General features: G+C 41.5%; 26 protein-coding genes. 18 read left to right on the top strand and 8 right to left on the bottom strand.

Going from position 1 to position 25,847, the window contains the following annotated elements; all coding sequences use genetic code 11:
* Positions 1 to 56: 56 nt before the first annotated feature.
* On the top strand, positions 57 to 236 hold the full coding sequence (locus tag B3P16_RS22945) for a hypothetical protein (protein WP_286844580.1): 180 nt from the start codon (positions 57 to 59) through the stop codon (positions 234 to 236).
* Between the two features lie 655 nt (positions 237 to 891).
* On the opposite strand, the gene B3P16_RS22940 is transcribed toward B3P16_RS22945, so the two are convergent.
* The 3 genes from B3P16_RS22940 to B3P16_RS22930 form a co-directional block, all read right to left on the bottom strand.
* Complete coding sequence (locus B3P16_RS22940; protein WP_286844579.1) at positions 892 to 1,788, bottom strand: Abi family protein; 897 nt, start codon at positions 1,786 to 1,788, stop codon at positions 892 to 894.
* Between the two features lie 134 nt (positions 1,789 to 1,922).
* Positions 1,923 to 2,201, bottom strand: a complete 279-nt coding sequence (locus tag B3P16_RS22935) for a hypothetical protein (RefSeq protein ID WP_286844577.1) — start codon at positions 2,199 to 2,201, stop codon at positions 1,923 to 1,925.
* 78 nt (positions 2,202 to 2,279) lie between these two features.
* Positions 2,280 to 2,510, bottom strand: a complete 231-nt coding sequence (locus B3P16_RS22930; RefSeq protein WP_286844575.1) for a helix-turn-helix domain-containing protein — start codon at positions 2,508 to 2,510, stop codon at positions 2,280 to 2,282.
* Positions 2,511 to 3,099: 589 nt separating this feature from the next.
* Here B3P16_RS22930 and B3P16_RS22925 point away from each other — a divergent pair.
* From B3P16_RS22925 to B3P16_RS22910, 4 genes are read left to right on the top strand one after another with little or no spacing between them, the layout of a single operon-like run.
* Positions 3,100 to 3,477: a hypothetical protein gene (locus tag B3P16_RS22925; protein ID WP_286844573.1), complete on the top strand. Its 378-nt coding sequence runs from the start codon at positions 3,100 to 3,102 to the stop codon at positions 3,475 to 3,477.
* A gap of 1 nt (position 3,478) precedes the next feature.
* Positions 3,479 to 4,111, top strand: coding sequence for a TlpA family protein disulfide reductase (locus B3P16_RS22920; RefSeq protein WP_286844572.1), 633 nt, complete (start codon positions 3,479 to 3,481; stop codon positions 4,109 to 4,111).
* A gap of 43 nt (positions 4,112 to 4,154) precedes the next feature.
* Positions 4,155 to 7,310 (top strand): SusC/RagA family TonB-linked outer membrane protein, encoded by a 3,156-nt coding sequence (locus B3P16_RS22915; protein ID WP_286844571.1) that lies wholly within the window; start codon positions 4,155 to 4,157, stop codon positions 7,308 to 7,310.
* A 16-nt stretch (positions 7,311 to 7,326) separates the two neighbouring features.
* Positions 7,327 to 8,679 carry a RagB/SusD family nutrient uptake outer membrane protein gene (locus tag B3P16_RS22910; protein WP_286844569.1) on the top strand — a complete coding sequence of 451 codons (1,353 nt, stop codon included), beginning with the start codon at positions 7,327 to 7,329 and terminating at the stop codon, positions 8,677 to 8,679.
* A 43-nt stretch (positions 8,680 to 8,722) separates the two neighbouring features.
* Here B3P16_RS22910 and B3P16_RS22905 read toward each other — a convergent pair whose 3' ends face one another.
* Both B3P16_RS22905 and B3P16_RS22900 read right to left on the bottom strand, forming a co-directional pair.
* Positions 8,723 to 9,112, bottom strand: coding sequence for a hypothetical protein (locus B3P16_RS22905; RefSeq protein ID WP_259255377.1), 390 nt, complete (start codon positions 9,110 to 9,112; stop codon positions 8,723 to 8,725).
* A gap of 107 nt (positions 9,113 to 9,219) precedes the next feature.
* Entirely contained in the window at positions 9,220 to 9,843 is a 624-nt protein-coding gene (locus B3P16_RS22900; RefSeq protein WP_286844565.1) for a Crp/Fnr family transcriptional regulator, read from the bottom strand.
* A gap of 517 nt (positions 9,844 to 10,360) precedes the next feature.
* Between B3P16_RS22900 and B3P16_RS22895 the strand changes: the two genes are divergently transcribed.
* The 9 genes from B3P16_RS22895 (at position 10,361) to B3P16_RS22855 (ending at position 16,533) form a co-directional block, all read left to right on the top strand.
* The gene (locus B3P16_RS22895) at positions 10,361 to 11,281 is read left to right on the top strand and encodes a hypothetical protein (RefSeq protein ID WP_286844562.1); all 921 of its coding nucleotides are present in this window, start codon (positions 10,361 to 10,363) and stop codon (positions 11,279 to 11,281) included.
* A gap of 71 nt (positions 11,282 to 11,352) precedes the next feature.
* Positions 11,353 to 12,411, top strand: a complete 1,059-nt coding sequence (locus tag B3P16_RS22890; protein ID WP_286844559.1) for a histidine kinase — start codon at positions 11,353 to 11,355, stop codon at positions 12,409 to 12,411.
* A gap of 27 nt (positions 12,412 to 12,438) precedes the next feature.
* Positions 12,439 to 13,191, top strand: coding sequence for a LytR/AlgR family response regulator transcription factor (locus tag B3P16_RS22885; protein ID WP_286844557.1), 753 nt, complete (start codon positions 12,439 to 12,441; stop codon positions 13,189 to 13,191).
* Positions 13,192 to 13,221: 30 nt separating this feature from the next.
* Entirely contained in the window at positions 13,222 to 13,527 is a 306-nt protein-coding gene (locus tag B3P16_RS22880; RefSeq protein WP_286727193.1) for a hypothetical protein, read from the top strand.
* A 370-nt stretch (positions 13,528 to 13,897) separates the two neighbouring features.
* Positions 13,898 to 14,542: a DUF6266 family protein gene (locus tag B3P16_RS22875; protein WP_286844556.1), complete on the top strand. Its 645-nt coding sequence runs from the start codon at positions 13,898 to 13,900 to the stop codon at positions 14,540 to 14,542.
* Positions 14,543 to 14,624: 82 nt separating this feature from the next.
* The gene (locus B3P16_RS22870; protein WP_286844555.1) at positions 14,625 to 15,167 is read left to right on the top strand and encodes a DUF6266 family protein; all 543 of its coding nucleotides are present in this window, start codon (positions 14,625 to 14,627) and stop codon (positions 15,165 to 15,167) included.
* A gap of 28 nt (positions 15,168 to 15,195) precedes the next feature.
* Positions 15,196 to 15,582, top strand: a complete 387-nt coding sequence (locus B3P16_RS22865) for a hypothetical protein (protein ID WP_205400149.1) — start codon at positions 15,196 to 15,198, stop codon at positions 15,580 to 15,582.
* The gene (locus B3P16_RS22860; RefSeq protein WP_286844553.1) at positions 15,501 to 16,061 is read left to right on the top strand and encodes a CHAP domain-containing protein; all 561 of its coding nucleotides are present in this window, start codon (positions 15,501 to 15,503) and stop codon (positions 16,059 to 16,061) included. Before B3P16_RS22865 ends, B3P16_RS22860 begins: the two co-directional genes overlap by 82 nt.
* Positions 16,036 to 16,533, top strand: a complete 498-nt coding sequence (locus B3P16_RS22855) for a hypothetical protein (protein ID WP_286844551.1) — start codon at positions 16,036 to 16,038, stop codon at positions 16,531 to 16,533. Before B3P16_RS22860 ends, B3P16_RS22855 begins: the two co-directional genes overlap by 26 nt.
* Positions 16,534 to 16,599: 66 nt before the next feature.
* Here B3P16_RS22855 and gldM read toward each other — a convergent pair whose 3' ends face one another.
* Together gldM and gldL are read right to left on the bottom strand one after the other, a co-directional pair.
* Positions 16,600 to 18,135: a gliding motility protein GldM gene (gldM, locus tag B3P16_RS22850; protein WP_286768670.1), complete on the bottom strand. Its 1,536-nt coding sequence runs from the start codon at positions 18,133 to 18,135 to the stop codon at positions 16,600 to 16,602.
* A 30-nt stretch (positions 18,136 to 18,165) separates the two neighbouring features.
* Entirely contained in the window at positions 18,166 to 18,978 is an 813-nt protein-coding gene (gene gldL / locus B3P16_RS22845) for a gliding motility protein GldL (RefSeq protein ID WP_286844548.1), read from the bottom strand.
* A gap of 825 nt (positions 18,979 to 19,803) precedes the next feature.
* On the opposite strand from gldL, the gene B3P16_RS22840 reads away from it, so the two are divergent.
* The 4 genes from B3P16_RS22840 to B3P16_RS22825 all read left to right on the top strand — a co-directional run bounded on the left by B3P16_RS22840 (position 19,804) and on the right by B3P16_RS22825 (position 24,464).
* A complete protein-coding gene (locus B3P16_RS22840) occupies positions 19,804 to 20,889 on the top strand; it encodes a mechanosensitive ion channel family protein (RefSeq protein WP_286844545.1) in 1,086 nt (361 codons plus the stop codon).
* 85 nt (positions 20,890 to 20,974) lie between these two features.
* Positions 20,975 to 22,057 carry an endonuclease/exonuclease/phosphatase family protein gene (locus tag B3P16_RS22835; protein ID WP_286844544.1) on the top strand — a complete coding sequence of 361 codons (1,083 nt, stop codon included), beginning with the start codon at positions 20,975 to 20,977 and terminating at the stop codon, positions 22,055 to 22,057.
* Positions 22,058 to 22,161: 104 nt separating this feature from the next.
* Positions 22,162 to 23,292, top strand: a complete 1,131-nt coding sequence (locus tag B3P16_RS22830; RefSeq protein WP_286844542.1) for an acyltransferase family protein — start codon at positions 22,162 to 22,164, stop codon at positions 23,290 to 23,292.
* Complete coding sequence (locus B3P16_RS22825) at positions 23,289 to 24,464, top strand: C1 family peptidase (protein ID WP_286844541.1); 1,176 nt, start codon at positions 23,289 to 23,291, stop codon at positions 24,462 to 24,464. The genes B3P16_RS22830 and B3P16_RS22825 overlap by 4 nt, the downstream gene beginning before the upstream one ends.
* 57 nt (positions 24,465 to 24,521) lie before the next feature.
* Here the strand turns inward: B3P16_RS22825 and B3P16_RS22820 are convergent, their stop codons facing one another.
* Complete coding sequence (locus B3P16_RS22820) at positions 24,522 to 25,778, bottom strand: tyrosine-type recombinase/integrase (RefSeq protein ID WP_286844540.1); 1,257 nt, start codon at positions 25,776 to 25,778, stop codon at positions 24,522 to 24,524.
* Positions 25,779 to 25,847 lie beyond the last annotated feature (69 nt).

The following is a 25,847-nucleotide window of genomic DNA, read 5'->3' as shown; positions in this document are numbered from 1 at the left end:
GCAATTTATCTAAGTTTGACCAATACATTTATCAAGTGACAGGAGGCACAATTGAAATGGGAGTAATTGAAACAATAAAAAAACAGGAACGGGAAAAAGGTCTTAAGACTGGCATTGAAAAAGGAAAGCGGGAAGAAGCTATTGCCATTGCATTGGAGTTTAAGAAAATGGGATTACCTATTGCTGATATTGCTAAAGGAACCGGTCTTTCTATCGAAGAAATCGAAAAACTGTAATCAAATACTTTTAAAGTTTATAGATATTTATTTTGAGCCATTTCCGGAAGGGAGTGGCTTTTTCATTTTAAAGATGCTATATGCTCAAAAAAACTCCCCTTTCGTCGCTGATAAAAGAGGAGAAACTTTATAAATCTAAATTATGAAAAATCTTATTATTAATAATGAAGAGCCCTAACAGATTGAAGCTCTTCGCTAGATGTTGGTAAATCTCAACCGGCTGATTTAATATAGAATAATTTTTTGAAATTGAAAAGTTAAAAATAATTTTTTGCTGTTTGTTTTTCCTCGTTTTTGGGGCTGTCTTAGCTGAGTATACATTATTGGGCGCTTACTGTGCAGTAAATGTAGTCGAAAAAGTTGGCTAGGGGACGCTTGCTAATCTTCTTCACCTTTGTAATACTCTTGTCTTTCAATTCCTTGGCTTGGCGTTGAATTTTTTGTAAGGAAATACTGGACTTGTTTGAATTTGCTTGAACTGCCAACAGGTCCATCTCTAAGAATGATATTTTGTAGTTCATTTTTAATGTTTTTATTTATGCATTTCAGATATAGCGATTTATTATGATATTTCTTGTAGCTTTTGGCTTCTATCAAATGTATTGGATCGAGTTAATACTGATTACAAGATTAGAAGCGACGGTGCACATGAATTTTATAAGAAAATAGGCTCATTAAACCAATATTGAGGAAACCCCATTTTGTAAATTGCTGTATTTGGAAATGACTGTATTAACTCATGAAGCTCTTTCCTTAAGGAGTGACCAGAGGAAATTTTGTCATTCATATATATCATTGCACACATAATCGGAAAAACCTTTTTCTTTTTTTGTTCATCAGGTACATAGCTGAGAATGACATTCGTCAAATTTGATGGCCAAGAGTACTTGGTTATCAAAACTCTATTCCATAATCTACTATGATGTGCTATAATGTTTCTTATTAGCGTGATCGTCCTGAGCCAACTGGAAAAATCTTTAGCACTACTTAACCCAAACTCATTTGCGATTTTAGATTTTTCAGGAAGCTGGGGATTTAAGTTATCGAAAATTTTAGAAAGTGTGCCTAAAGTGACTACTTCTAGCCCTTTCCAAGCCTCGGGATAGTCATCGGGATGGTTCTGGTAATGTTTGACCATAAATTCCTCACTACTCTGACACATATCATTTAGAAGCTTAGATAAGAATTTTATATGTTCCTTTTTGTCTTTAAAGATAGATTGCATTAGATACCATTCAGCTCCATATGCCAAGGAAAGGTGATATATCAATTTAGTTCTTAGTGCAATCTCAATCCTTTCTATGGCATTGAAAATAATCAATCGAAAATGCCGATCAAAATTATATAAATCAATAACATCCTCGAATACAGAACCCTGTTTGAAATTATGATTCACAAAATCAATTTGCATTTCCCACCAATACCCTTTCAATCTATAATAACTGATATTCGCTAGAAAATGAGGCGCCACGGTGATGTCTCGAAACGCCATGTTACGCTGTTGGAGCAGACTTAACTGATCTTGTATTGTCAATGGAATTTTTCCAGGCATTAAAATATAATTGGCTATAAAATAAAAAGACTCGCATGCTGTTCTAATGGGAAGCAGTACGAGTACCGTTAGTACAAAGATAATAATATTAGTATTATTAACAAAATAATTAAAATAAATTCTGGAATAATTTCTTAATTTAATATGTCAATTTGATTCTTTATCACTTTGTAAATTAAATCAGGATCTAGATCACATCGATCTGCCATCTTAAATATATGGGCAAAAGTAAATTTTTGAGGGTTGCCTAGTTTATCAAGGCAGGAATTATATTGAAGGCCTAAAGCCTTGGCCATCTTCGTAGGCCCTTGTTTTTCTAATAACTTTATGGATTTGATGATGCCCGATGCAAATAAGGATTTTATCGCAAGAAAACCAGGATCAGTATTGTTAGATTTAGTTGAAGTATTCATTTTTTACGATTCAAGACAGCCTTAAATCTCAATATTGGCCAAATTATAATTTAAATGGCTATCACTGATTATCCAAAGTCAAAAATTTAATAATTCAGATAAGGTAATATCGAGGCTATCTGCAATCTTTTTAATAATTGAAATTGTTGAATTTGTTTCAGCTCTTTCTATGCGTCCAAGTTGACGTATTTCAATGTCACAGATATTAGAAAAATATTCTTGTGACCATTTTTTGTCTTCTCTTATAAGTCTAATACGGTTACCCAATTCAATTAGATATTTTTGATCACGATATTGTTTTCCAGCCATATTAAGAAATATCTTGAAATGTTATAATTTAAATTGAGACATATTTGTCCTATTGTTTATTTATTACTATATTTGCTTATAACCTCATTATAGAGGTGTACATTTTTGATCTGAAATAGCTTTGCTCGACAGACCTAGGAAATCTTAAGCATGTAAAGCAGCGGTGAGAAAATGCCTACATTTTGTATATTTGACTACAAATGTAGGCTCTCCCCGTGCACATGCTTAGAGGTTTCGATCTCTGCCCTTCCTAGGGGGTGTCGAGCGTACGGGGGGAGCCTACTATATATTCCACTCAAAGCTTTTTAGCGAGATAAACTGAAAAGTGATGAAAAAACAGACAACAAAAAATCTTATTACTGCTCCCGAGTAGCTCGGGTAGCTAAGTCAAATATGATTTGACCCTACACTGCTATGGATTGCATCACGCCAATATATAACCTTTGTGATTAACCATTCAAATGCGATCTAGCTCCTCAATTAAATTATTGTTTACCTGACCTAAGCAAGTTTAGGCATTCCCAAAAACAGCTGATTTCGGTCGGATAGGGAATGCTATGTGCTATGGTCACAGCTAAAAACTAAACACATGAAAGCCATTTATGAAGATCTCCTGCATCTTGACAGGCCATTCTACGAGATCCATGAAGACAGTTACGATCCATTGAAATGTATCGAAAGCTTTTGGGATAATTATCCGCTAGTCTCAATACGCGAAAACCTCTACGCATTAGACCTCAAATGCAAAACCCTCGGTGCAGCTACTGAATGCAAATTAGAGGCTCTACAGCAAACGCTGTTTTTGTCGGATATTTTGCGCGCGCTAATAGCCTATTTCCTGACGCATAGCCGCCATTTAGATACAACCCAAGTAAAACTGTCGACACTGGACCTGAATATGGAAGAAATCAGACTAACCAAAAAAATCAACGTTTTTTTTCAATCCATTAACCAACCAAACCCTTAAGATGATGAAATCAATACTATATAATTATAATTTATACAAGGCTTTTAAGAGCAAACGAGCACGAGCGATACTGCTGTGTTTGGTTTCTATGTTTAGTTTATCTGCTCAGACGCCCCGCAAGGACAGCGGGGCGGATGGGCTTCCTGCAGTTGCAGCAATCAATGTAGGCGATCGGGTTCCCGAAGATGTTTATACCCGACAGTATAAAGTTTACACGAATGGTAAGGCTGTCACTACAGATCTAAAACACCTGAAAGGTAAGTTGGTCATCTTGGACTTCTGGGCCTCATGGTGCGGAATGTGTCTAACCCAGATGCCCAAAGGAGAGAAGCTGAGTCAACGGTATGCAGATACGCTAGCTATAGTCCTTGTCAATACCAGACATCGCCGGGATGATCTCCAAAAAATTAAAAAGACCTATAACGAAACCTTATCTCGGATAGGAGGAAATTTGCTCCCTACTGTGTATGATGATGAATACTTGATACGCTTGTTCCCGCATGCTTCAATTCCGAGATATGTGTGGATCTCGCCACGCGGTACCGTGCTGGCAATTACAGGTCATACATACGTAAATAAAGAACAGATTGATAATGTAATTGACTTGTTGAGGGGGCAAGGTAATTATGACTAGATGGTTAATTTACGCGCTGTTCATTACATTATGCTTCATGCAGATGGAATTGAAAGCGCAGCACAACTATACTGGAACAGTAGTAGATGAGTCAACCCACCCAGTTGCCGGCGCAAGCATTACGCTGTTAAAAACGAAAACACAAACTAGGACAGATCGCGAAGGTAAGTTTCAAGTATCGGCGACTGATCTTAGTGAACGGCTATCTGTCAGCTACATGGGGTATGAAACGCGTGTACTGGCGCTCGCTGAATCCAAAAATAAGAACTTTTGGATCGTTCTTACCAAGAAAACAAATCAGCTTGATGAGGTGATGGTCGAAACAGGCTATCAGCGCATTCCAAAGGACCGTGCTACAGGGGCTTTTGCACAGGTAGATGATAAGATCATAACCCAGAGACTATCATCGGCCAACATTATGGACCGCCTGGAAGGGAATTTTTCAGCGCTGCAGATGGATCGGCGCGATGGTACCAATCAGATCAATATTCGTGGTATCAATACGCTTTCCAGTGCGCTCATGGGGCCACTAATTGTTGTCAATGATCTCCCTTTTGAGGGTGATATAAATGCGATTAATCCGAATGATGTGGAGAGTGTTACGCTACTTAAGGATGCCGCAGCGACATCGGTCTGGGGGGCACGGGCTGGAAATGGTGTTATCGTGATCAAACTAAAAAATCGCAATAAACAGGAGGGAACAGCGGTGGACTTTTCGTCTAACCTGACCATTACCGCAAAACCTGACCTGATGTATTTACCTAAAATGTCTTCGGCAGAGTTTATCGATGTCGAAAAAATGCTTTTTGATAAAGGATTTTATAATACCATATTGAACGGTACTAATTCGAATAGGGGTATTGTTTCTCCAGTTGTAGACGGCCTGTATGATCTATCCAAAGGATTAGTCACACAAGAGGAGATGGATGCACGTATCGAACAATATAAGACGCAGGATTATCGAAAAGACCTGCTCCGCTACGTCTATCGCAATAGTGTCTTAAGCCAAAATAGCATCGCCTTGTCAGGCCGTGGTGAGCAGAGTGGTTACCGGGTAGGGATCGGCTACGATAGAAATATGCTCAGCAAAAGGGAGAGCAGCAATCAACGGCTGGTGATCAATGGAAGTTATCAGCTGAATTTCTGGAAACACTTTAAGCTGGAGAGCAACTTGCTTTATTCCAATATGAAAAACAGCTATAATCCGGACCTCATTGATTATCCAATAGGTGTCGGCGGAGGTAGGACAAATCTATATCCTTACGCACAGTTGATGGACGATGCCGGAAATCCGCTGGCGATTCCATCACAATATAATTTTAGGTATATGGAGTCTGTAGCGACGCGCAATGAGGGCCTGCTGGACTGGTTTTACCGACCTTTGGACGAATTTGGTACATCCAGAGCCAATAATAATACCAATTATTGGAATGCAGGGCTTAAGCTGTCGGTCCAACTGTGGAATAGCCTGGATATTACGGGCCAATACGGCTTTGAAGGTCAACTGGGTGCGAATCGAACCTTACGCGGACAGGAATCTTTCTTCACGCGTGATCTGATCAACCGTTTTACGCAGATCGATAATGGGACGGTAAAACGGATTGTGCCGCTGGGAGGGATACTGACCAATGGTAACAATGATTTCACCAGCCATAAAGGAAGAGTACAGCTCAATTTTGCACACAAATGGAGTGACCTACATGAACTGAGTTTCTTTGGCGGGGCTGAAGTGTCGGCACGGACGGAAGAAAGCGGCCTGTTTACAACCTACGGTTTTGATGAAAATCTGTACAATAGCCAACTGATAGATCCGATAAACGCTTATCCGATCTATGATGGTCTGAGTGGATTGAGCCGTATTCCCTATACAAATGGGTTTGATAAACGAATGCGTCGATATGTATCGCTATTTGGGAATGCTTCCTATACCTACAGGGGGCGTTATATCTTTTCGGTAAGCGGCCGGAAAGATGCCTCTAACCTGTTCGGAGTAAATGCCAACAACAAATGGAATCCTTTGTGGTCGGCTGGACTGGCATGGAAGCTGTCGGACGAAGCTTTCTTCCCGAAGAATAGAATGGTTAATAGCTTGAAGCTGCGGTCTACATTAGGGCATAGTGGTAATTCGGGTGGTATGACAACTAGTTTGCCTATTATCAGTTATATGTCGGGACTAAATACAGATGTCAGTACTTTTCCACGTGCCATCGTCTCGTTGCTGCCCAATCCATCGCTCCGTTGGGAAGATGTCCGCATGTTCAATGTAGCGTTGGACGCTTCCTTGTTCAATAATCGTATTATGCTTTCCGCGGATGCCTATTTTAAAAAGTCGACGGACCTTTTTGCTTCGGATCCCATCGACCCGACTTATGGTTTTAGTACTGTGCGAAGGAATGTGGCTATTGCTTCGGGAAGGGGTATCGATATTGATCTCAATGCAAAAATATTGGATGGAAACTTTAAATGGAACGCGAAGGTGCTATTTACAATCAATAAGGATAAAGTGGACAAGTATTACGGCGGTACCTGGCGTGCTTTGACCTTTACAGCTTATTCTGGGCGAAATGTTTCTCCAGTCGAAGGTAAGGCGCTTTATCCAGTATTCTCTTACCGCTTTATGGGACTTGATCCTGAAAATGGCGATCCGCAGGGATCGCTGCAAGGCGCTATTTCTAAGGATTATACTAAAATCCTGGCAGACTCTATCCAAAATCTGGTGTACCACGGTTCGGGAATCCCGCCATATTACGGTTCGCTCAACCAGACTTTTAGCTGGAAATCCTGGCTCTTGAGTGTCAATATCGCCTACAAGTTTGGCCACTTCTTCCAAAAGGAAACAATTCGGTACCTCGATCTTTTCAATGGTTGGCGTACGCATGGGGATTATGCCAAACGTTGGCAGAATCCGGGAGATGAATCTCAAACAACCGTTCCATCGATGACTTATCCGGCCAATTCAAACCGTGATGATTTCTATGCTTACTCGGAAGCCAATATTGGTAAGGGGGATATTATACGCTTGCAGGATATTCGTTTGCAATATCAATGGCTGCTCATGCGTAAGTTTCCCGTACAGGCTTATGCTTCGGCCAACAATGTAGCGCTGTTATGGAAAGCCAACAAATGGGGCATAGACCCCGATTTTAACAATATGCCTCCCGCTCGAAATTACAGCTTGGGGTTATCAATTCATTTTTAATAGAAAGGAAGAGATTATGAAAAATATGATATGGATAGGCATCTTCCTATGGAGCCTTTGCTGCCAGTCTTGTACTAAATTTTTGGACGAAAAGCCGCAGTTATCTGCGGCGACGCCCGACAAGGAAGAGGACCTAAGGGCGCTCTTGGACTTTGAGTCTCAGATCAATCTCTATTATCCGGGATTGATTGAATTGGGGACAGATGACTATTATCTGAACCATGATACCTACAATAATATGTTGGCCAGTTTTCAGGAGGCTTATCGATGGGATAAAGAAATGATCTCAACGGATGTCGCCTACTGGAGAGCCTGTTATAATACCATTATGATCGCCAATATTGTGCTGGAAGGCGTGGATCGTCTGAAGCCAATCAAAAATAAAGATATTGAAGGCGAAGCCCTATTTGTTCGTGGACTGGCACATTTCTATGCGGCTCAGTTATATTGCCCGCTTTATAATGAGGCCGTGGATAGCCCTTTTGGGCTGCCGATACGGCTGACTTCTGATTTTAATGTTCCTGTTACACGTGCTACGGTACATGACACCTACAAACAGATTATTGATGATATTAAGGGGGCAATCCCGTATTTGAGGGATCAGGCCGCTGAGATCAATAGACCGGGCAAACGAGCAGCGTATGCAGCATTGGCAAGAATATATCTGAGTATTGGAGACTATGAGCAAGCAAGGTATTATGCCAATGAATGCCTGAGATTAAATGCAGATTTGATGGATTTTAATGTCATCGATGCTAAGCTCAATTACCCCATCACGCCTAAAAACGTAGAGATGATCTACTATGGCTCGACTATTTCGGGGAGTGCTGCACTGAACAGTAGCCGGGCCAGAATACCTATGGCAGTATATAACCTATTTGATGCTAATGATCTCCGCAAACTCATTTATTTTAGATCCGTGAATGCAACAGAATATGCTTTCAAAGGTTATTATTCTGGACGTTCGGCTACTTATTTTGCGGGTTTTGCCAACGATGAGCTTTTTCTGATCCGTGCAGAATGCAATGCCCGTTTAGGAGCTACGGAGGCTGCATTGGCCGATATCAATAAACTGTTGGAACATCGGATCCGAAAGGGTTCATTTACGGAATTAAAATTGTCAGATCCGAAAGATTTATTGCTTTTTATTCTCAATGAACGCCGTAAGGAAATGTTATTTCGGGGTGTAAGGTGGTCAGATTTGAAACGATTGAACCTGGAACCCAGCCATGCCGTAAATTTAGTACGGGAGGTCATAACTAATGGAGAGACAAAACGATATGAGCTACCGGCTAACGATGCTCGTTATCTATATCCCATTCCGGACGAAGTGATTAATCAAAGTAATATTGAACAAAATCCGAGGTAAGAAACGGAAGCAGGCTTCCGATGAGGGAAGCCTGCTTTCTTGTTTACTGGTTGGAGCGAAATGCTTGTACAGTAGTGTTGGTGTTGGAACTGGATACTGCATCTTCAATCTGATCCTCAACTGTCACGCCGGGTGATACTTGATGCGACATATCGGGCTGACCCGAACCGTTGTCTGGTGCTTTGATGGAACAGATCTCCTGGTCATCGTCACCACACTCAAATTTAGGTGTCAACGCATAATTCGCTGGATTGGTTGGATCTGAATTGACCAGCTCATTATTGTACCAAGTCTGATCATCAAGTGATCTTGATACTGTTTTCTCCATTTTCACCTCTTCCTTTTCGGTGAAACTTTGGGCTCCATAAGCGAGGCCCAATCCTAATACGGTTAATGTGCCGGCGCGTAGCCAGCTGTTTCTTTTTGTAAGCATAAGCTTAATGTTTAGTTTATAAAATGTTTATCAAAGCCAGCAATTTCGCTGCCTCTAATACAAAGTTGCATGCAAAACAAGTCTGATATAGGCCTGTACCATAGGAGCTATTTTTGAGCATATTTGCCCGTCAGCAGAAAATACTGCGCCTGCTGAACCGTGTGGCGCGAGATGCCGAGCAGATCTGCCTGCTCAATTTGAGTGGTCGCAGCTTTAATTTCGGGCAACAGCCGGGCAAAGTTGAGGTAGCGCTCAAAAGGCGAGTAGCCCAAGGTAGCCTGCCTAAGCAAAACCAGTTGCCTCTTCTTTTTATTACCCAATACGTCAATCAATGTATCGATGGATTTTTCCTGTTCCTGAAACTGCCGTAGTACCGAATGTGGGATCGCAATAATAATTCCTGAACGGAGTGCTACAATATGCCCGCTGTGTAGATGATGTGTATAGAGGTGATTGGTCGTCATCAAAGCCATATTAGGAATAGCCAGACTCATGATCCTGCGCTTGCCTGTTTCGTTGTTTTCTTCGACCCGTGCCAGGAGGCCTTTCGCGACAAAATAGGTCATCTCCGAATGACGGTCAGCTGAACTGAGTTGCTCGCCTCGTTTGACAATCTTGACTTTGAGGTTGTCCTTTGCCCACTGATAGTGAAATTGATCTATCGTGTGATATTTCCCCAAAAAATCAAATAATAGTTTGAATCCCGCCTTGGGGTTATGCTTAATTGACATAATAAAGTGTTTTGTTGGTTTATCGAGTTTACTGACAGTAATATCTATTGAACTAACAAAACTACGATGATTGAAGATCAATGACGAAACTACCCCTATAAGATCTTTTGCCTCTAGAAAAACCTCTTTTGCCCCCGAAGTTATCTACAAAAAGGAAAGTTTAGGAACCAAATGGTAGATGAAGGCGATGTCCTTTGGCTCTCCAATTATTAGTTGAAATTTTACTCCCGATCGATCCACAGTCTTCAGTGCCTGAAGCCGTAATGCTGTTGCGAGAACAGCCTATGGTTTTATCTTTTACGAGAAACAACGTGGAAATAACAACATTATTAGCCCAATTTGGACTATACAATCCACCTCCTCTGACCATCACTGACCTGATGTTAGGTAGTGATGAAGAGGACGATGGAGGGAAATGCAATATCGTTTTCCCTTAAGAACGTGGTGATAACTGAGTATGCTATGCCTTATCCTTGGGCATAGCATATTCCCAATATTAACCCTAAAATATTTTTATATGCAATTTACTTGGAGAGCCGCTATGCAGGTTTACACCGAAAAGGACTGGCGGGACTTTGTTTTTTTCTCGGCCAATGTGCAGCATCTTTTGGGTATCCATCAGCTCGATATTCAGCAAAATCTACACCGTGCGGCGATCAATTTCTCAAGGCGGCAGGCAGAAACGGACGCTATTAAATTTCAGTTTAAGGACGAAACCTATTGGATTGCTCCAGAACGCGCTCAATTTATCTTAAGTTTTCACTTTGGCTACTATAGGGCCGTCCCAGCTTTTCTGGTTCAGCGCGGCTATAAACTTTGTATACCTGTGGCTAAAGAGGTTATATTGCAGCAGTCACAGCATTACGCAGCTTTGCTCGGTGATCGTTGGCAAAAACAAGTTGTATTTCTGGAAGCCGAGGATCCTTATCTTTTCTTTAAGTTAAGGCAGCAGATGGATCTTGGCTTTCACATATTCTGCTACCTCGATGGCGGGGTAAGTGCCGCAAAAGATTTCCAGGCGCAAAAATTAAGGGAAATTCCTTTTCTAAATGGCAGCATTAAGATAAAGCATGGGATTCTACATATGGCTTTTTTGCTTCAAAAAAATATAACCGTTTTGATTGCCAGAATAGTGGCAGAAAATGAGCCCATTGTTATTTGTGAATTGAGTCATTGGTATAAAAACTGGTTTCCGAGCGGCAGGCAGTTTACGGACTATTTTAGCCGCATTATTTATGAGGATTTTGAGGAAGCCTTATTAGAATATCCGGAGGCCTGGGAGGCCTGGTTTTACCTACACAAAATCATGTCACCGAGCTCGGATGTAGCATCCTGGCCGGCAACTAATCGCATAATTTCATTTAGCATGAAGGAGAAACAGTTGCTGCTTGATAAATTTACTTACCTGAGTTATCGCTTGCCTGGAACTATTTTTTGAAAAATTGATCTAGATACTTGTTTAAACATGATGTTATAATTATCTTTAGGTTATCAATATAAACCAATAATATGAATAGGTTCTTTAAAGGAAAGTGGTTGTTGCGCTGCTACTTCTGGATAGGATATAGTTTTTATTTTTTCGTGGTAAATGCACTGGGCAATTCCAGACTGAATCTGGGAGCTTCCTTCATCACCGTATTTTATTGTGCGATCATCTTCTATGCGGTTTATCTGATCTTGAAGTATGTTTACGATCGGGGTCATATACTGGGAACTCTAGTGTTGATGATAGGCTTCTATTTACTCTCCGGAATATTCGTGTACTACGAATTGTATGGAAGATTTGGTCTGGAGATAATAAATAATAGGTATGTCATCACTAAACACGCTTTTAGTTGGGCGAAGTATATCCAGACCTTTCTCGTCATGCACAGTAATTATACGGTCATGGCGGTGGGCTATTATTACTATAAGAGCAAGCTTCGTGAATCAAGTGATAAGCTTGAAGCTGTAAACGCACGTCTCGCCGCAGAATCTAGCATGAAATCCTTTCAGTATACAACCTTATCTGCGCAGGTGCATCCGCATATGATGGCGAATATCTTTAGCCATTTAAAAAATAAGGTAGACCCATATGATGTTGAATTGGGTATGCAGCTTTCGGAAATTTATCGCTTAATGAAATTCTATATGGAGGCTCATCACGTGGAGGGGGCAACCCATATTTTATTGGCGGATGAAGTGACAGCACTGAAGCAGTATCTGTCCATACAGGAGAAAGTCGAACCAAATCCTTTTTACATAAAACTTTCCTGCTCGGGCAACCTGATGCGATTTAGTATTGCACCAACAGTATTGCAGACGCTCGCTGGTAACTTATTTAAGCATGCGGACTTGTGGGATAAGGATCACCCGGCCCGAATCGACATCCTTGTCGGCCATGCCGGTTATCGGATAACGGTTCAAAATAGAAAACGAAGCGGTCCTCAAATCCTACCAAGTCACGATGTGGGACTTCGGAATGTAAGAACACGCATGGATTACCTCTTTGGAACGGACTTTTCGATGGAAGAAAAGCAGGACGATGAGCATTATGAACTCACGTTATGCGTGCAACGCTACAACTAATTAAAGGAACAAAAAATGACGGAAAATATGAATAGAATATGGATAGGAATCATCATTGATGACCAAAAGTCGCATATAGACCATCTGCTTAAGATGGTCGAAGAGATTGGCTATGTGCAGATTGCCAAAACGTTTAGTGATCCGCAGGAAGCCCGGATTTTTCTGCGTGCCAACAAAGTGGACTTTATGATCCTCGACGTGGAGCTTGGAAGGATTAACGCTTTCGATTTTTTAAGAACCTTACCCAGCTCAAATCTAAAAACGATACTTTATACGGCACACCGCCAATACGAAGATCCGGGATATGATCTCGGTGTCGTTGATGTGTTGCTTAAAGAGGTGTCTAAGAGCCGTTTCTATGCCGCACTGCGCCGGGTGGATGAAGCGCTCGCTAAATTGATCCCACTCGCTGATCACGATTCACTGGAAAATTATACGTATTATTTTATGATCAAAGGGCCGGTGCGTTATCAGCGTACGGAGGTACGTATGAAAGAACTTGTTTATGTGGAAAGTACCAATGGACAGGTTAAATTTCACATGATCGGGGGTAAAACACTGAGCTGCAGTAGTACCATGCGGGAAGTACTGGCGGGACTGCCGGTTAAGTGGTTTAAGCAATGCCATCAGAGTATTGTAATTAATATCAATTTTTTTTACAGCTATGGAGTCGGCGGTGTCTTGATGACTGAAGGGACGAAAAAAACACTTCCTGTAGGTGATAAGAAACTGTATGCAGACTTCTTTAGCTTCATTAACTCCAATATCCTTGGTGGCTAAGCGTATTTGTCATTATAAACAATTAAAAATATGAGAAAAGATTCGTTTAACAATATCGGCCGTAAGACAGATGCGCATCTCTTGCAGGCTTTACATATACTCTTTACAGAAATACAAGTTTTAAAAAGAGCAATACAGGATAGCTTTCAGACAGCGGATTCTACTGTCGAACTTCGTGATACAGCATTTGTCAAAGACACCGTAGGCGTATCAGACCGTACGTTGCTGCGGTATCAAAACTTAGGCCTTATTCAGGTGTACCAGCGCGATAAAGGGGGCAAAAAGTATTTTAAGCTTGATGACGTGCTCCGGCTCAAACGTTACTTAAATGGCTAGCGCCTCGCGCCTGCTTATGCCTTTATTCACTCCTTCCATAGGCTTTGTTCGATGATATCCCTAGTCTGCACCTAGTTTAGACCTAGTGTTTACCTACTAAACTAGGTCGGAACTAGGGGCTTCGTCGGTAGCTGATAGGTTAACCTCAGACGCAGGTCATAAGCGGCCCTGTCAATGGTCTGTGCAGCGGCGTTGGCGTTGGCTATTGGCGGTCGTCAGACAATTCGTAGGCAACCTTCGGACAAGCGTCGGACAATCGGTTCTGTCCTGTATTTTTCTGTTTATGAATGCCTTATGTTTGTTCTGTCAAGCAAAAATACCGGTATAAAAATCTTGGCGATTTATTTTTTAATCCTTAAAATTTTTAAAAATGGGAACAATAGTAAACGGAGCAAACGGGGGCTTTAGTGGTAAGGCCGGCTCAGTGATCGGTGCCAGCTGGAAGAGCATCAACTACATCAGAGGACTCGCTAAAAAGAGCAACAAACCTTATACGGAAGCGCAGCTCATTGTGCAGGCAAGATTTAAGACACTGATGCGCTTTCTGCTGCCAATCAATAATTTTCTAAAAATCGGTTTTGGCCAAAAGAAGGCAGACCGTATCACGCCACTTAACTATGCTTTTCAGCTGAATCAGGAACTGGCTATTCAGGGTGTTTACCCTTCACTTAATTTGGATTATAGCAAGATCAGAATTGCCGATGGAATCTACGGTGGTGGTGGAACAGTAGAAGCGGGATTCGATTCAGATGCCCTAACAGTGGTCTGGTCGACGGCTAATAACGATGTCTACGAAACAAAGGGTGACGATCTATTTTATTTAATCTGTTATCATCCGGTGAAAGATGAATTTATGACTTCGCCGACCGTGGCGAAAAGGCAAGATGGAGAGGTCACATTTGGGGTACCTGAGCATCTGCTGGGTGATGCTGTGCATATCTGGTATTTTATGTCCGATCGGACAAAGACCAAAATCAGTAGAAGCAGTTATCTCGGTGAAATAATGCTCGCATAAGCTGGATCAATTGCCAGGGGATCATTTGCCCCTGGCAGATTTTAGAAAGGAAATTTGAACGTTATCATTAGTACAGTTTCAGATGAAAAAAAGAAAACAAAATAAGACAATAGGCATGCTGCTGACGCAGCAGAAGTTTTACCTGGCGAGCCAATATCTGCTTCCATTGGCATCGATTATTAAGGACGGGTTTGCGCAGCGTGTACAGCGGGAAAAAGCAAAGCATCTGTCTGCACGCAATCTGGCGATGGCGCATGCTGTAAAATATGCTATCAGGGGTGAGTACCCCCAGTTGTATGTTGATCCGGCTCTTATCCTGCTATCCGATGGCCCCGTGCAGGATGTAAGCGTCGAAAATATTAGACTGGAAAATAATGCCTTGCGGCTGAGTTTTGACGGTGGTGAGATTACATCCTTAAACCACGATGACGAGCTGCTACTAGTGGTTTATGATCCGATAGCCGGAGTTGCTATCCGTAATGAGACGCTGGTAACGCGCTCGGACTCAGGATTAGTGCTCGAACTACCGGATTACATGCAAAATGTCGGCCTCGATGTCTTTATCTTGGTGCGCGACCGGAATCGGAACCGCTATTCGCGCAGTCAATATGTAGGTAAGGTATAACTATTTTATATCATTAAATTATATCACTATGAACAGTGTAGAAATGAAAGGACCATGGTATGGTCTAACACAAAAACTACCGATTGAGCCCAAGTATCTGCTCGGTATGGCAAGTATATTACTGGTAATTATTTTCCTATTTGTTGGGAGTATATTACAATTTTTCGACCCGGCATCAGCTGCGCTTGATCTGGGGGTACTGTCCCTGCTTTATTTTGGGCTAATGGCCGGACTGGTCTTTATATGTTGCTGCATCTGGTTGCTGGAATACCTATGGAGACCCTTCAAATATTATAGACAGGATATTTATTACCATTTTAATCAATTGAACTCATGGCAACAATCCATTCTTTATTTCTCGGTTTTCTTTCTATTGCTCTTTGCATTTCTGCTCCTACTGGAAATGCTGTTTTAGAGAAAACGTATAGCAATGCTTATACGACAGGACGTAACACCGATCTGCTTAGGCAGCAGATCTATGAAATTGCAGCGAATGAAATAGGGGTAAGGGAGGCCGGAGGCGATAATAAGGGGCCAGAGATTTCGGAGTACCTGGCCTATGTAGGCCTAGGTGATGGTTATGAATGGTGTGCCGCATTTGCCAGCTGGTGTTATGGGCAGGCTGGTCTTTCAATACCGCGCAGCGCATGGAGTCCTGCGCTATTTCCGAAAGCACGTCGTCGTCCACAAAACCAAATCGATAAGGGATATACCAAGCCGTCAGATCTATTTGCGATCTATAGCAGCCAATTGAAACGGATCCATCATGTAGGCCTAGTTAAAGTTATACAGGGTCATATGTTGATTTCGGTAGAAGGCAATAGCCATGACCGGGTAGAATCGCGGCGGAGACCCTTAAAAACCATTTATGCGATTGCAAATTGGATCGATTGAGGAGGGCACGGTCATGAATAAATATCTAATTTCGGTCGTTGGAAACCTCCTGTTTTTCCTCTTTATTATCAGTACTGCGGTAGTCATCAGCTGTAGCGTTTTCAAGGGAAAAAAACAGCTGGAAGAGAAATCCACGAAGATCCATAATCAATATGAGCAGCAGAATTTTCAATTTCATCAGAAGCAGCAGGATAGTTTGTCTTCCTATTGGTATTTTAGTACGGATAGTGCATTCTGGTTTCACCCGGATAGTGGAATATGGGCTAAGCGCGGAAGAATTTTTTCCCACCAATCGAACATAAAACGTGCCGAAGAGAATTGGCAGTTGCGGCAGGCAAACAGCGAGGCGGCAAGCGTTTCGGATTCGCGTGTGAAACGGGAAAATAAAGTGTTGTCAACCGATATTTTTGCGATAGGAACCGTTTTGTTAGCTGGTTTAAGCTATTGGATCTGGTGGCGGCGGAGAAAGTAGGTTCAAAAAAGCCCTGCTTCTTTTTGGGAGCAGGGCTTATTACGTAGTAGATGTAGGTCGGTTATATTAATTTGCCGTCAAAGCAACTGCATTGAGCTGTCTGGAGGTTCCATCAGGTCCTACAGCAACGATATTGTCGAAGATAACGCGTGTGCCTGGTACAATGCCATTGAGGGCTGATGACATGCTTGAGCTTAACTGGCCTCCAGAAGTGGACAGTACGATTGCATCCGCACGGGGCTTGGCAATGATCATCGTAAATTTGGTGACCCTAAAAGTTGCATCAAAGTCAAAGTTATCCAGTTTTGCAAACAATGCATTTTGTGCCTTAAGTGCAACGGTAGCCATTGATCCTCCTGTTTTGCCCGCAAACTTGGCAATAGGGTCCGGAATACGTTTCACACGGAATTCTGTCGAACTCAAGGTTTGTGTTTTTCCTGGCGCCACCTCAGCCGAAACCGAGATATGTGCTGTACCCGGAGAACTTACTTTCACATTATATTTACCACCCCCCGCGCTGGAAATACTACCGCCACTCATGCTGACGCGGATTTTATCGGTAGATGTACCCGGAGCTGATACCGATATCGGGTTGTTCACTCCGATATAAAGTACATTCATTTTGTCTGGTGATACGACCGCCGAAGGACGCGCAACCTGATAAGTCTGTACAGGGGTACGATATTCTTTATAAGATCCGTCTGTCTGTTTTACTTTGATCACACCGGTCCAGGTATAAATACCTTCACGACTGGTATTGACCGAATAAACACCTTTTCCATCCACCACCTGAAGTGATGATCCATTAACAGAAATGGCCGGTTCAGATTTGGAATCGGACGCCGTTAGAAATACCTCGGCTTTATAGGGCTGTCCTTGCACCAAATAAGATGTAGGAGCTACAGCAACCGCTGCAAATTTATCGAGGTTCACGACGGCCTGATCCATTTTACCTAAAATAAGCTTAACCACATCAGACTCTGCGTTTTGTGCGTCGGTCTGTATTTTGGTCAAGATGGTCATGGCTGCGGTCAAAGGGGTACCACTGCCAAAATTAATTTCCTCCCAGGATTTTTTGCCGTTTACAGCCTTTTCTGGATCTTTCGCCTCCAAAGAGAATGAAACCATTTTTTGTTCTTCAGGTGTCAGTAGGGCCAATAGTTTGGTACGCGTGGTATTGATTTTGTCTTTTAAGAGCGTACCCTTTTTCTCGTTGATCATCAGATTTGGGGAGATGTCTTCGTTTTCACGTTGAGCAAGATCGCCCTTTTCTTCATCGTAGCCACCGCCTTGTTTGACGAACTCTTCTTTTAAGGAAGCGATATATTGATTGAGTTCCCCAATAATAGCCTGTGCTTTTTTAGCCTTGTCATAAATGGGCTTGGCACGTGCGGGCTCTTCCTTTAATTTGGTGTTTTCGAATGCGGTGAACAGCTGCTGAACGGCCGTGCTGACATTCGACTTGGATGTTTCGAGACTGTTGTTAATATTTTTGAATGCATCCAAGATGGAATCCGGTACATTGAGCGCCAATAAGGCGAGCAAGACCAGATAGAGGATGCCAATCATCCTTTGTCTTGGAGTTTCTCTTCCTAATGCCATTGTTTTTGATTTAAGTGATACAAGAATTAATTACACACGCGGTTGATTCATCGCGCTCAACATGTTGCCATAGATGGCATTCAAGGCATTGAGGTTTTTCGCTAGCTTGCCCACTTCATCTTTAAACGCTTTGGAATCATCCAGCGATTCGTTGAAGTTCTGCATGGTAAAGCTTAGGTTCTCATAAAACTTGTTCATGGATTGTAAATGTGATGCCGAATCGCGTAACTCACGCTCATACATCGCATTTAATTGACTTAGATTGGTCGTCAGACTTTTTACCTGCTCGTGGTAGTTGGATGTGTCACCCGAGGTATTCGACATGGCGACTAGGTTTTGCGAAGCTTTTTCAAACGCTAGGCTTAAGTTGTCAAACTTAGAAGTTGCTGTGCGGAGTTTATTCGTGAACTCTTCGGTTGCTAATGAAACATCAGACAGTTTATTGATGGCGGATACTTTTTCACTAAAATCACGCAGGCCACGACCGAGATTTTCAATGCTTGCGGGCTCAATATTGGCATCGGCAAACATCTTATCCAAAGCGGCTGTGGCCGATGGACTTGCGGGTTGGGCAACAACAGCTTTTCCTCTTTGTGGTAGCTCACCATTAAAATTGTCGTCCAATTCAGGATAAACCCGGGTCCAGTCTGGTTCCGGTGCAGGCGGATTGAAACCCATTAAAAAGAAAAGGAAGGCTTCTACACCTAAACCGATTCCGATCATATAATTGGCTGTGGTGCCGCCGATATGTAGAATCTTAAATAGTACCCCGATGATGACGATACTCGCTCCCCAGGATATGGCCACATTCAGCCATCTAGAATTGTCTTTTTTCTTGCTCATTGTTATCTCTATGTTTTGGTTTAATTTTTCTTGGAAAGCTTGAAATTCCCACGCTTTGAACTTTATTATAAACGGTCAATATCTTTTTTATAGTATGTTTATGTGAAGCACGCCATGTAAAGCTACCATCTGTTTGTAATTGGCTCTTTAGGCTCAAAAAACATACCAAAAGGCTATTCATCACTACCAAAATGTTTAGATACTGAGAATTTAAGTTGGGAATTGAGGGTCTTGGGAATATTTCTGGTAATCTGCTAGAGATTGATTGGATTTTATTGTAAAGGATGTTTAAAAAGCACCTTTTTTGATGTTTAAATATAAAATAAAAAAAAGGTTTTCACTCGGGGAGAATGAAAACCTTCAAATAACCAATTATAAACCTATCAAGGTGATGTAAATATATGGTTTTTTTTGTTCTGTTTGCAATTTTAATCCGTTTTTTTATCTAATTTTTTAAATTTATGGTTGTTTTTATTGATATTTTAGTTCAGAGTGTCTGTTATTTTGCATTTTATTATTAATATCATGTTTTTTTTATTCAATTTCCTGTCTATTTGTGGCAAATAGGTGTTTTGTTTGATTTTTTACTTCTTCTTTATTGAATAAGGGTGTGTTTGTGTGGTTTTAATCGTATGGAAGGTGTAAAATTTTGTTTTAAATCCCATTTTTTTGGATCGGTAAATGCTCGTCTAAGTTTAGCTATATGCGTAAAATTGTTCTTAGCTATCCTTTCAACCGATTTTTTTCAAAATAAAACAAACGTTAGACCTTCATGGCAGTTATACTTTAATGAGATATAAGTCGTAAACAAAAAGAAATAACACTATGTTGAACGAAACATTAATTCAACTTTCACAGAAGTGGCCCGCCTGGCTCTGGAATATTGCATTAATCCTATTTTCATTTTTGATCGGTATCCTGATTAAACTCATATTTATTCCTCTACTACGGCGTCAGGCCATCCAACAGGAATCCTACTCCCTTTTCCGTTCCTTTATCCGCCGCTTTAATCGTGTGCTGAGTGTGTTTATCCCATTAATTGTTTTCAATAGTCTATTGCCCTTTACACAATTTAACGAAAGGACCCTCCGCGTGGTGAGCAAAATCAATGAACTTTTATTGGTCAGTTTCTTTGCAGTTGTGCTGATACAGGGGATTAAGGTTTTTGAAGATTATCTCTACCATCGTTTTGATATCAATAAGGAGAATAACCTGCGCGAACGAAAGATTAGGACGCAAATTGTCTTTATCCGAAAAGTGGTGGTCACGCTGATTATTGTGATTTCATTGGCAATTATCCTTTTAAGCTTTGATAGTATGCAAAAGATCGGCGCCGGTTTGCTCACGGGAGTGGGGGTTGGCGGTATTATCATCGGTTTTGCTGCACAGAAGTCCTTGGGAAATCTCCTCGCTGGCTTTCAGATTGCTTTTACACAACCCATTCGTATGGATGACGTATTGGTTGTTGAAGGGGAATGGGGGCGTGTGGAGGAAATTAATCTAACTTATGTCGTGGTCAATATCTGGGACAAACGCCGTTTGGTATTGCCCATCACGTATTTTATTGAAAAACCCTTCCAAAATTGGACACGCACGACTTCTGAAATATTAGGTACTGTATTTATCTATACAGATTTTACCGTACCTGTCCAGCTACTGCGTGAGAAACTGACGGCATTACTCACCGGACATCCGCTTTGGGATGGTCAAGTAAACGTGCTTCAGGTGACTGATTTTAAAGAGCGCACCATGGAGATCCGCTGCCTGATGAGCTGCCGCAATTCGGGTCAGGCTTTTGACCTACGCTGTTATATTCGGGAACAAATGATTGCGTATATCCACACGAACTTCCCGAATGCATTGGCCAGAACACGGGTGGATTATATGGAGGGCGAACAAAAGGGTATGTAATAGCTGACGAGCGCTTGATAAATGATGGTCTGTTGAAAATAAACGTAATTTGTTTAAGTTTGTTTAAAATGTTTGCGCGAATGATATGCTGATTTTCTATACTGTTTTCTCAGGATTATTAATTTTACTGAGTGTATTGCCCTTTGCCCAAAGCCAGCATTGGATTTTTCGGGTAGCTGAATTTGTGAAGCTGCAGCTGCTGGTATTTCAGGTGCCCGCATTGGCGATGGGTTTTTATCTCGTGGGGGATGATTCCTGGATATGGTGCTTGCAGGTAGTACAGTTGGCGCTGATTGTATACCATGCCTATATATTGATCCGCTATACCAAATTTTGGCGTCGTGAAAAATATGAAAAGGGCAAGGATGCTTCTGATAGTATCAAAGTGATCTCCTGTAATGTACTGCAATTTAATACGGCTTATGATCGCTTTATTGACCTGATTCAGAAAGAAAAACCGCATATTTTTTTGACCATGGAAAGCGATGCGGCATGGGAAGAAGCCTTACGTGTGCTGGAAAGTGATTATCCAAATTTTGAGAAGGTAACGCTCGACAATACCTACGGCATGCATTTTTATACCAATCTGAACATCAACAAATGTCAGGTGCATTATTTTGTGGCGGATGATATTCCAAGTATTGAAGCTGAACTGGAAACCGCCGATGGACATCGTTTTATCTTTTTTGCTGTTCATCCACCTCCACCGAGTCCGACCGAAGAAGAAACTTCCAAAGAAAGGGATGGCGATCTGCTCAGTGTCGCCAAACGGGTACGCGATTATAAAATGCCAGTGGTCGTTACTGGGGATTTTAACAATGTAGCCTGGGCCAAATCTTCGCTCTTGTTTAAAAAAACCAGCAAATTGATTGATGCACGTATTGGTCGGGGTATTCTTTCCACCTTTCATGCCAATTATTGGTTTTTCAGAGTTCCTTTGGATCTGCTGTTTCATAGTCCGACCGTATTTATCGACAAGTTGTTTATCTATCCTTCTGTTGGATCCGATCATTTTCCCATGGGCTGTACCTTTTTTATCGACCGCTACTCCGAAGAGCAGGCGGAAGATATTGAGCATTTGGAGGAAGGTGACATGGCCGAAGTCAATGAAATGATTGCTGATGGTAAAGAGGAAGAAAGTGACAATCGAATTCCAGAAGGGAAATAGGGAAGTTAAATTCCGGATTGGCTTTCTTTTTAATGAAAAAAGGAAGAAAATTTGTTTAAAATGCTTAATTTAACGACACTAAGCAAGATAGCCAAATCCAATCCATGGAAAGAGATCATTCTTCTTCGTTAACTTCGGCAATGCTCTTGTCGAAAACTATAGATTTTCTCCGCTTCCCCCTGATCGTAGGGGTCGTATTTATTCATACTGATTTTTCGAATATCGTCATTCAAGGTTCAAAACAGGTTAATACGCTCCATTTTCCTGTTTTCGCACAGGTCTTTTTCTTATTTTCGAAGCTCGTCTTCGAAGTCTGTGTGCCGCTTTTCTTTTTTATATCAGGCTTTCTTTTTTTTTATAGTACGGAGTCCTTCACGTTTGAGGTCTATTTCAAAAAATTAAAGAGCAGGCTGCATAGTCTGTTTATTCCTTATATTTTTTGGAACTTGGCGGTACTGCTTTTTTTCTTTCTGGCACAGACTTTTTTCGGTGGACTTTTATCGGGCGCCAATAAGCCAATTGTTCAGTACAGTATATCAGATTGGCTTTGGTCTTTTTGGGATACTTCGCATATCCATGTCCAGGCGACAAAAAACTTACCCATCAATTCGCCTTTTTGGTTTATCCGTGATCTCATGGTGCTTGTGGTCCTGTCGCCCATCGTTTATATTTTAATTAAAAACTTACACCTATTCGCAGTGCTGGTAATAGGGGCTATCTGGGTCTGCAATCCCTATTTTTATCTGCCTGGATGGAGTACGGTTTCTTTCTTTTTCTTTTCGGCTGGGGCTTACTTTAGTTTGCATAAGATGAATTTTGTGCTCCTCATGAAGTCTTTCTTGCCCTGGCCAATTCCATGTTATATCCTGCTGCTCGTATCGTCATTTTATAGTTTGGGCGAAGACTGGTGGAGCTATAGCTACTGTGCTAGTGTATTGGTAGGCTTAATAAGCGTGGTTGCAGTAACCGCCTGCTTTATCGAAAAGGGACTCTGGCGGCCTAATTACTTTTTGGCCAGCGCCAGCTTTTTTATATTTGCTTACCACCGTTTGCCATTGGTTTTTATTATCAAATTCTTATTTAACCAGATCAGACCGCAAACGGATGCTACACTGCTGTTTTTGTATTTTCTCTGCCCAGCTATTGTTATACTGTTGGGACTATTGTTTTATTGGGCTATGAAGAAACTGTTGCCCAGCTTTACGGCAGTTATCTGCGGGGGTAGATTATCATGAAAAAAAAGAATTGGATCATTTTAGCAATCATCGTTGCTATATTGGCAGCCGTAGCCGTACTTTATAGATTTTATTATCCGAAAAATATAAAGTTGCTCAAGTCAGAGTTTGTTTTTACGGAGTTGATCCGATTGAAAAGTACAACAGTGAAGAACCAGGGCGCTTCCAATACCTGTTGGTCTTATACCGGGAACTCTTTTCTCGAATCAGAAATGATCCGAATGGGTAGAGATCCTGTAGCGATTTCGCCACTATATACCGTCAGGAAGGCTTATCTTGAACGAGCGAGAAACTACCTGCGCCTGCACGGTGGCCTAAAATTAAATGAGGGTGGACAGCTTCACGATGTCATGCAGATACTGCGTCTTTATGGGGCGATGCCTAGAGCTGCCTACACGGGAATTAAAGCGGGTAAAAGCTCGAGCAACTTTAAGGGGCTGCGCGCTGTACTCAACAGTAGACTATCCAGTATGGTAAAAAGCAGGGAGCTGAAAAGGAGCTGGGAGCGAGATGTGGAGCTGCTAATGGATGACTATCTGGGCAAAGTTCCCGTGAATTTTGACTATCAGGGTAAATCCTATACAGCACGTAGTTTTGCTGATCATGTGATAGGCATCGATCCGGATCAATATATGCACATCGCTTCTGTTGCCACTGCTCCCTATTACAAATCATTTGTTTTTTTGATTCCCGACAATTGGTCTTTCAGTCAGTTTTATAACTTACCAATGGAAGACCTAACAGCTGTTATTGATCAGGCTTTAAAAAAGGGCTTTACGGTAGCGTGTACAGTTGACATTTCGGAACCTGGTTTTTCCTGGCCTTATGGCATTGCGTATGTTTCCCAAAAGTCGGCATCAGAGATGACAGCGGAAGAAAAGAAGACGCAATTCGTCAGGCCACAACCTGAACGTAAAGTTGATGCTATGGCGCGCCAAAGCGCATTTGATGCATGGCAAACAACAGATGATCATGCGTTACATATTATAGGCCAAGTAAGAGATCAAAGTGGAAAAGAATACTATGTAGCCAAGAATTCTTGGGGCAGGGGCAATGCCTTCCAGGGCTTTGTCTACCTCACGAAAGAATATATACGCTATAAAAGCACAGCCTTGATGCTTCACAAAGATGCTCTTCCTTCTGGCTTAAAGAATAAGCTGGCGATCCACTGAAATTGTAAATACCAATTGACTCGGCAAGTACTCGATTTTCCCAGTTAGGTGTATAACCTAACTGATTGACTGATCTTCTTTTGTCCTGCTTCGATTTTGATACATGTTTTCCAGGTAAGTCCCTAGGGATCGGGTACGTTCGGTATCCACATTGCTGATATACCGTTGAAACATCTGTTCTGTACTGTGTCCAGTGGCATCCATCAACAATGCTGTAGGAATTTTACCGTAAAAATTTGTGGCAAAACTCCTACGGCCGATATGGCTGGTAATGGCCTCACATTTTGGAATAAGCTGGTCTGAAGATCGAAACCCCTTTCGCTTCCTGACTTTTACCAGCGTGGTAATACCTGCAAGGCGTGTCACTTCCTTGATTTGCTCATTATATTTTTGAGCAGTCATTTTATGTGGGAAGCGATGCCCGTTATTCGACATAATAATTAATGCCGTAGGATGAAGTGGAAGTAAAATGCTTTTCTGCGTTTTCTGTTGGGTGAAGGATAAACAGGGCTTGCCGTCCAGAATCTCCATCATATCCAGATTGAAATTCATAAAATCGGACACACGCTGGCCTGTGTAACAACTGATCACTAGCCAATCTTTTGCAGCCTTCAGATGGACTGGCACCTCTATATTTTTTATTGTGCTAATTTCATCTTCACTGAGGCTGACTGCATGGTTTATTTTTTTGACCTTGGGCAGTTCTAATTCATAAACAAAAGTTCGTACGCCTCTTTTTTCTAAAAAATTAAGTACTGTGCGCACAAAATGTATGGTGCGGTGAATGGTGCTTATACTGTAGTTTTCGGCTTCACCATAGGCAATAAATTGCTGTACAAAAAGGCTATTCACCTGATCTAACATCAGATATTTTCGCTGGTATCCCTCAAAGCGTTTTAATAAACGGAAGAATACGAGGTAGCGTTTGTGTGTGGTCGAAGTAATAAGGTGCAGACGGCTTTTGATAAAATTGTCTACACTTTGTAGCAGTCCACCTACTGGAAGAGAAGACGTCGCCTCTGAGCAGCATTTTTTGACTAAGCGATTCACTGCCCTAATCGAAAAATCCTTTTTACTCGACTTTAAGTCAGAAAGATAAGTAGCTATTGCAATCTTCAGTGCATCCAGCTTTGTATTTAGCTTTTTAAAGTTTTTTAGATAAATATTAGTAGGGCGCTGTTTCTCCTCGTCCCATTGAGCCGGAATAATTTTTAAAGGAGTTTTAATAAGAAGTTGCTGTTGTTGATCGTCAACAAATGCAAGGTAGATGAATGATATTGAAGTAGGATTCAATAAGGTAAAATTAAAAATCATGAGGTAAACTTTTTGCTATTGTCTGAGCATAAAGATACTAGATTATACAGATTAGTCTAATTCAGACTA

The organism is Sphingobacterium sp. UBA7631 (assembly GCF_002483935.1).
Lineage (GTDB): Bacteria > Bacteroidota > Bacteroidia > Sphingobacteriales > Sphingobacteriaceae > Sphingobacterium > Sphingobacterium multivorum.
Note: the sequence above shows the minus strand (reverse complement) of the source record. Positions and strands in the feature narration are given on the sequence as shown.

Excerpts from the sequence above, each read along its gene's own strand:
- B3P16_RS22945 (WP_286844580.1), top strand. The coding sequence starts at position 57 with ATGGGAGTAATTGAAACAATAAAAAAACAGGAACGGGAAAAAGGTCTT.
- B3P16_RS22940 (WP_286844579.1), bottom strand. The coding sequence starts at position 1,788 with ATGCCTGGAAAAATTCCATTGACAATACAAGATCAGTTAAGTCTGCTC.
- B3P16_RS22935 (WP_286844577.1), bottom strand. The coding sequence starts at position 2,201 with ATGAATACTTCAACTAAATCTAACAATACTGATCCTGGTTTTCTTGCG.
- B3P16_RS22930 (WP_286844575.1), bottom strand. The coding sequence starts at position 2,510 with ATGGCTGGAAAACAATATCGTGATCAAAAATATCTAATTGAATTGGGT.
- B3P16_RS22925 (WP_286844573.1), top strand. The coding sequence starts at position 3,100 with ATGAAAGCCATTTATGAAGATCTCCTGCATCTTGACAGGCCATTCTAC.
- B3P16_RS22920 (WP_286844572.1), top strand. The coding sequence starts at position 3,479 with ATGATGAAATCAATACTATATAATTATAATTTATACAAGGCTTTTAAG.
- B3P16_RS22915 (WP_286844571.1), top strand. The coding sequence starts at position 4,155 with ATGGAATTGAAAGCGCAGCACAACTATACTGGAACAGTAGTAGATGAG.
- B3P16_RS22910 (WP_286844569.1), top strand. The coding sequence starts at position 7,327 with ATGAAAAATATGATATGGATAGGCATCTTCCTATGGAGCCTTTGCTGC.
- B3P16_RS22905 (WP_259255377.1), bottom strand. The coding sequence starts at position 9,112 with ATGCTTACAAAAAGAAACAGCTGGCTACGCGCCGGCACATTAACCGTA.
- B3P16_RS22900 (WP_286844565.1), bottom strand. The coding sequence starts at position 9,843 with ATGTCAATTAAGCATAACCCCAAGGCGGGATTCAAACTATTATTTGAT.
- B3P16_RS22895 (WP_286844562.1), top strand. The coding sequence starts at position 10,361 with ATGCAATTTACTTGGAGAGCCGCTATGCAGGTTTACACCGAAAAGGAC.
- B3P16_RS22890 (WP_286844559.1), top strand. The coding sequence starts at position 11,353 with ATGAATAGGTTCTTTAAAGGAAAGTGGTTGTTGCGCTGCTACTTCTGG.
- B3P16_RS22885 (WP_286844557.1), top strand. The coding sequence starts at position 12,439 with ATGAATAGAATATGGATAGGAATCATCATTGATGACCAAAAGTCGCAT.
- B3P16_RS22880 (WP_286727193.1), top strand. The coding sequence starts at position 13,222 with ATGAGAAAAGATTCGTTTAACAATATCGGCCGTAAGACAGATGCGCAT.
- B3P16_RS22875 (WP_286844556.1), top strand. The coding sequence starts at position 13,898 with ATGGGAACAATAGTAAACGGAGCAAACGGGGGCTTTAGTGGTAAGGCC.
- B3P16_RS22870 (WP_286844555.1), top strand. The coding sequence starts at position 14,625 with ATGAAAAAAAGAAAACAAAATAAGACAATAGGCATGCTGCTGACGCAG.
- B3P16_RS22865 (WP_205400149.1), top strand. The coding sequence starts at position 15,196 with ATGAACAGTGTAGAAATGAAAGGACCATGGTATGGTCTAACACAAAAA.
- B3P16_RS22860 (WP_286844553.1), top strand. The coding sequence starts at position 15,501 with ATGGCAACAATCCATTCTTTATTTCTCGGTTTTCTTTCTATTGCTCTT.
- B3P16_RS22855 (WP_286844551.1), top strand. The coding sequence starts at position 16,036 with ATGCGATTGCAAATTGGATCGATTGAGGAGGGCACGGTCATGAATAAA.
- gldM (WP_286768670.1), bottom strand. The coding sequence starts at position 18,135 with ATGGCATTAGGAAGAGAAACTCCAAGACAAAGGATGATTGGCATCCTC.
- gldL (WP_286844548.1), bottom strand. The coding sequence starts at position 18,978 with ATGAGCAAGAAAAAAGACAATTCTAGATGGCTGAATGTGGCCATATCC.
- B3P16_RS22840 (WP_286844545.1), top strand. The coding sequence starts at position 19,804 with ATGTTGAACGAAACATTAATTCAACTTTCACAGAAGTGGCCCGCCTGG.
- B3P16_RS22835 (WP_286844544.1), top strand. The coding sequence starts at position 20,975 with ATGCTGATTTTCTATACTGTTTTCTCAGGATTATTAATTTTACTGAGT.
- B3P16_RS22830 (WP_286844542.1), top strand. The coding sequence starts at position 22,162 with ATGGAAAGAGATCATTCTTCTTCGTTAACTTCGGCAATGCTCTTGTCG.
- B3P16_RS22825 (WP_286844541.1), top strand. The coding sequence starts at position 23,289 with ATGAAAAAAAAGAATTGGATCATTTTAGCAATCATCGTTGCTATATTG.
- B3P16_RS22820 (WP_286844540.1), bottom strand. The coding sequence starts at position 25,778 with ATGATTTTTAATTTTACCTTATTGAATCCTACTTCAATATCATTCATC.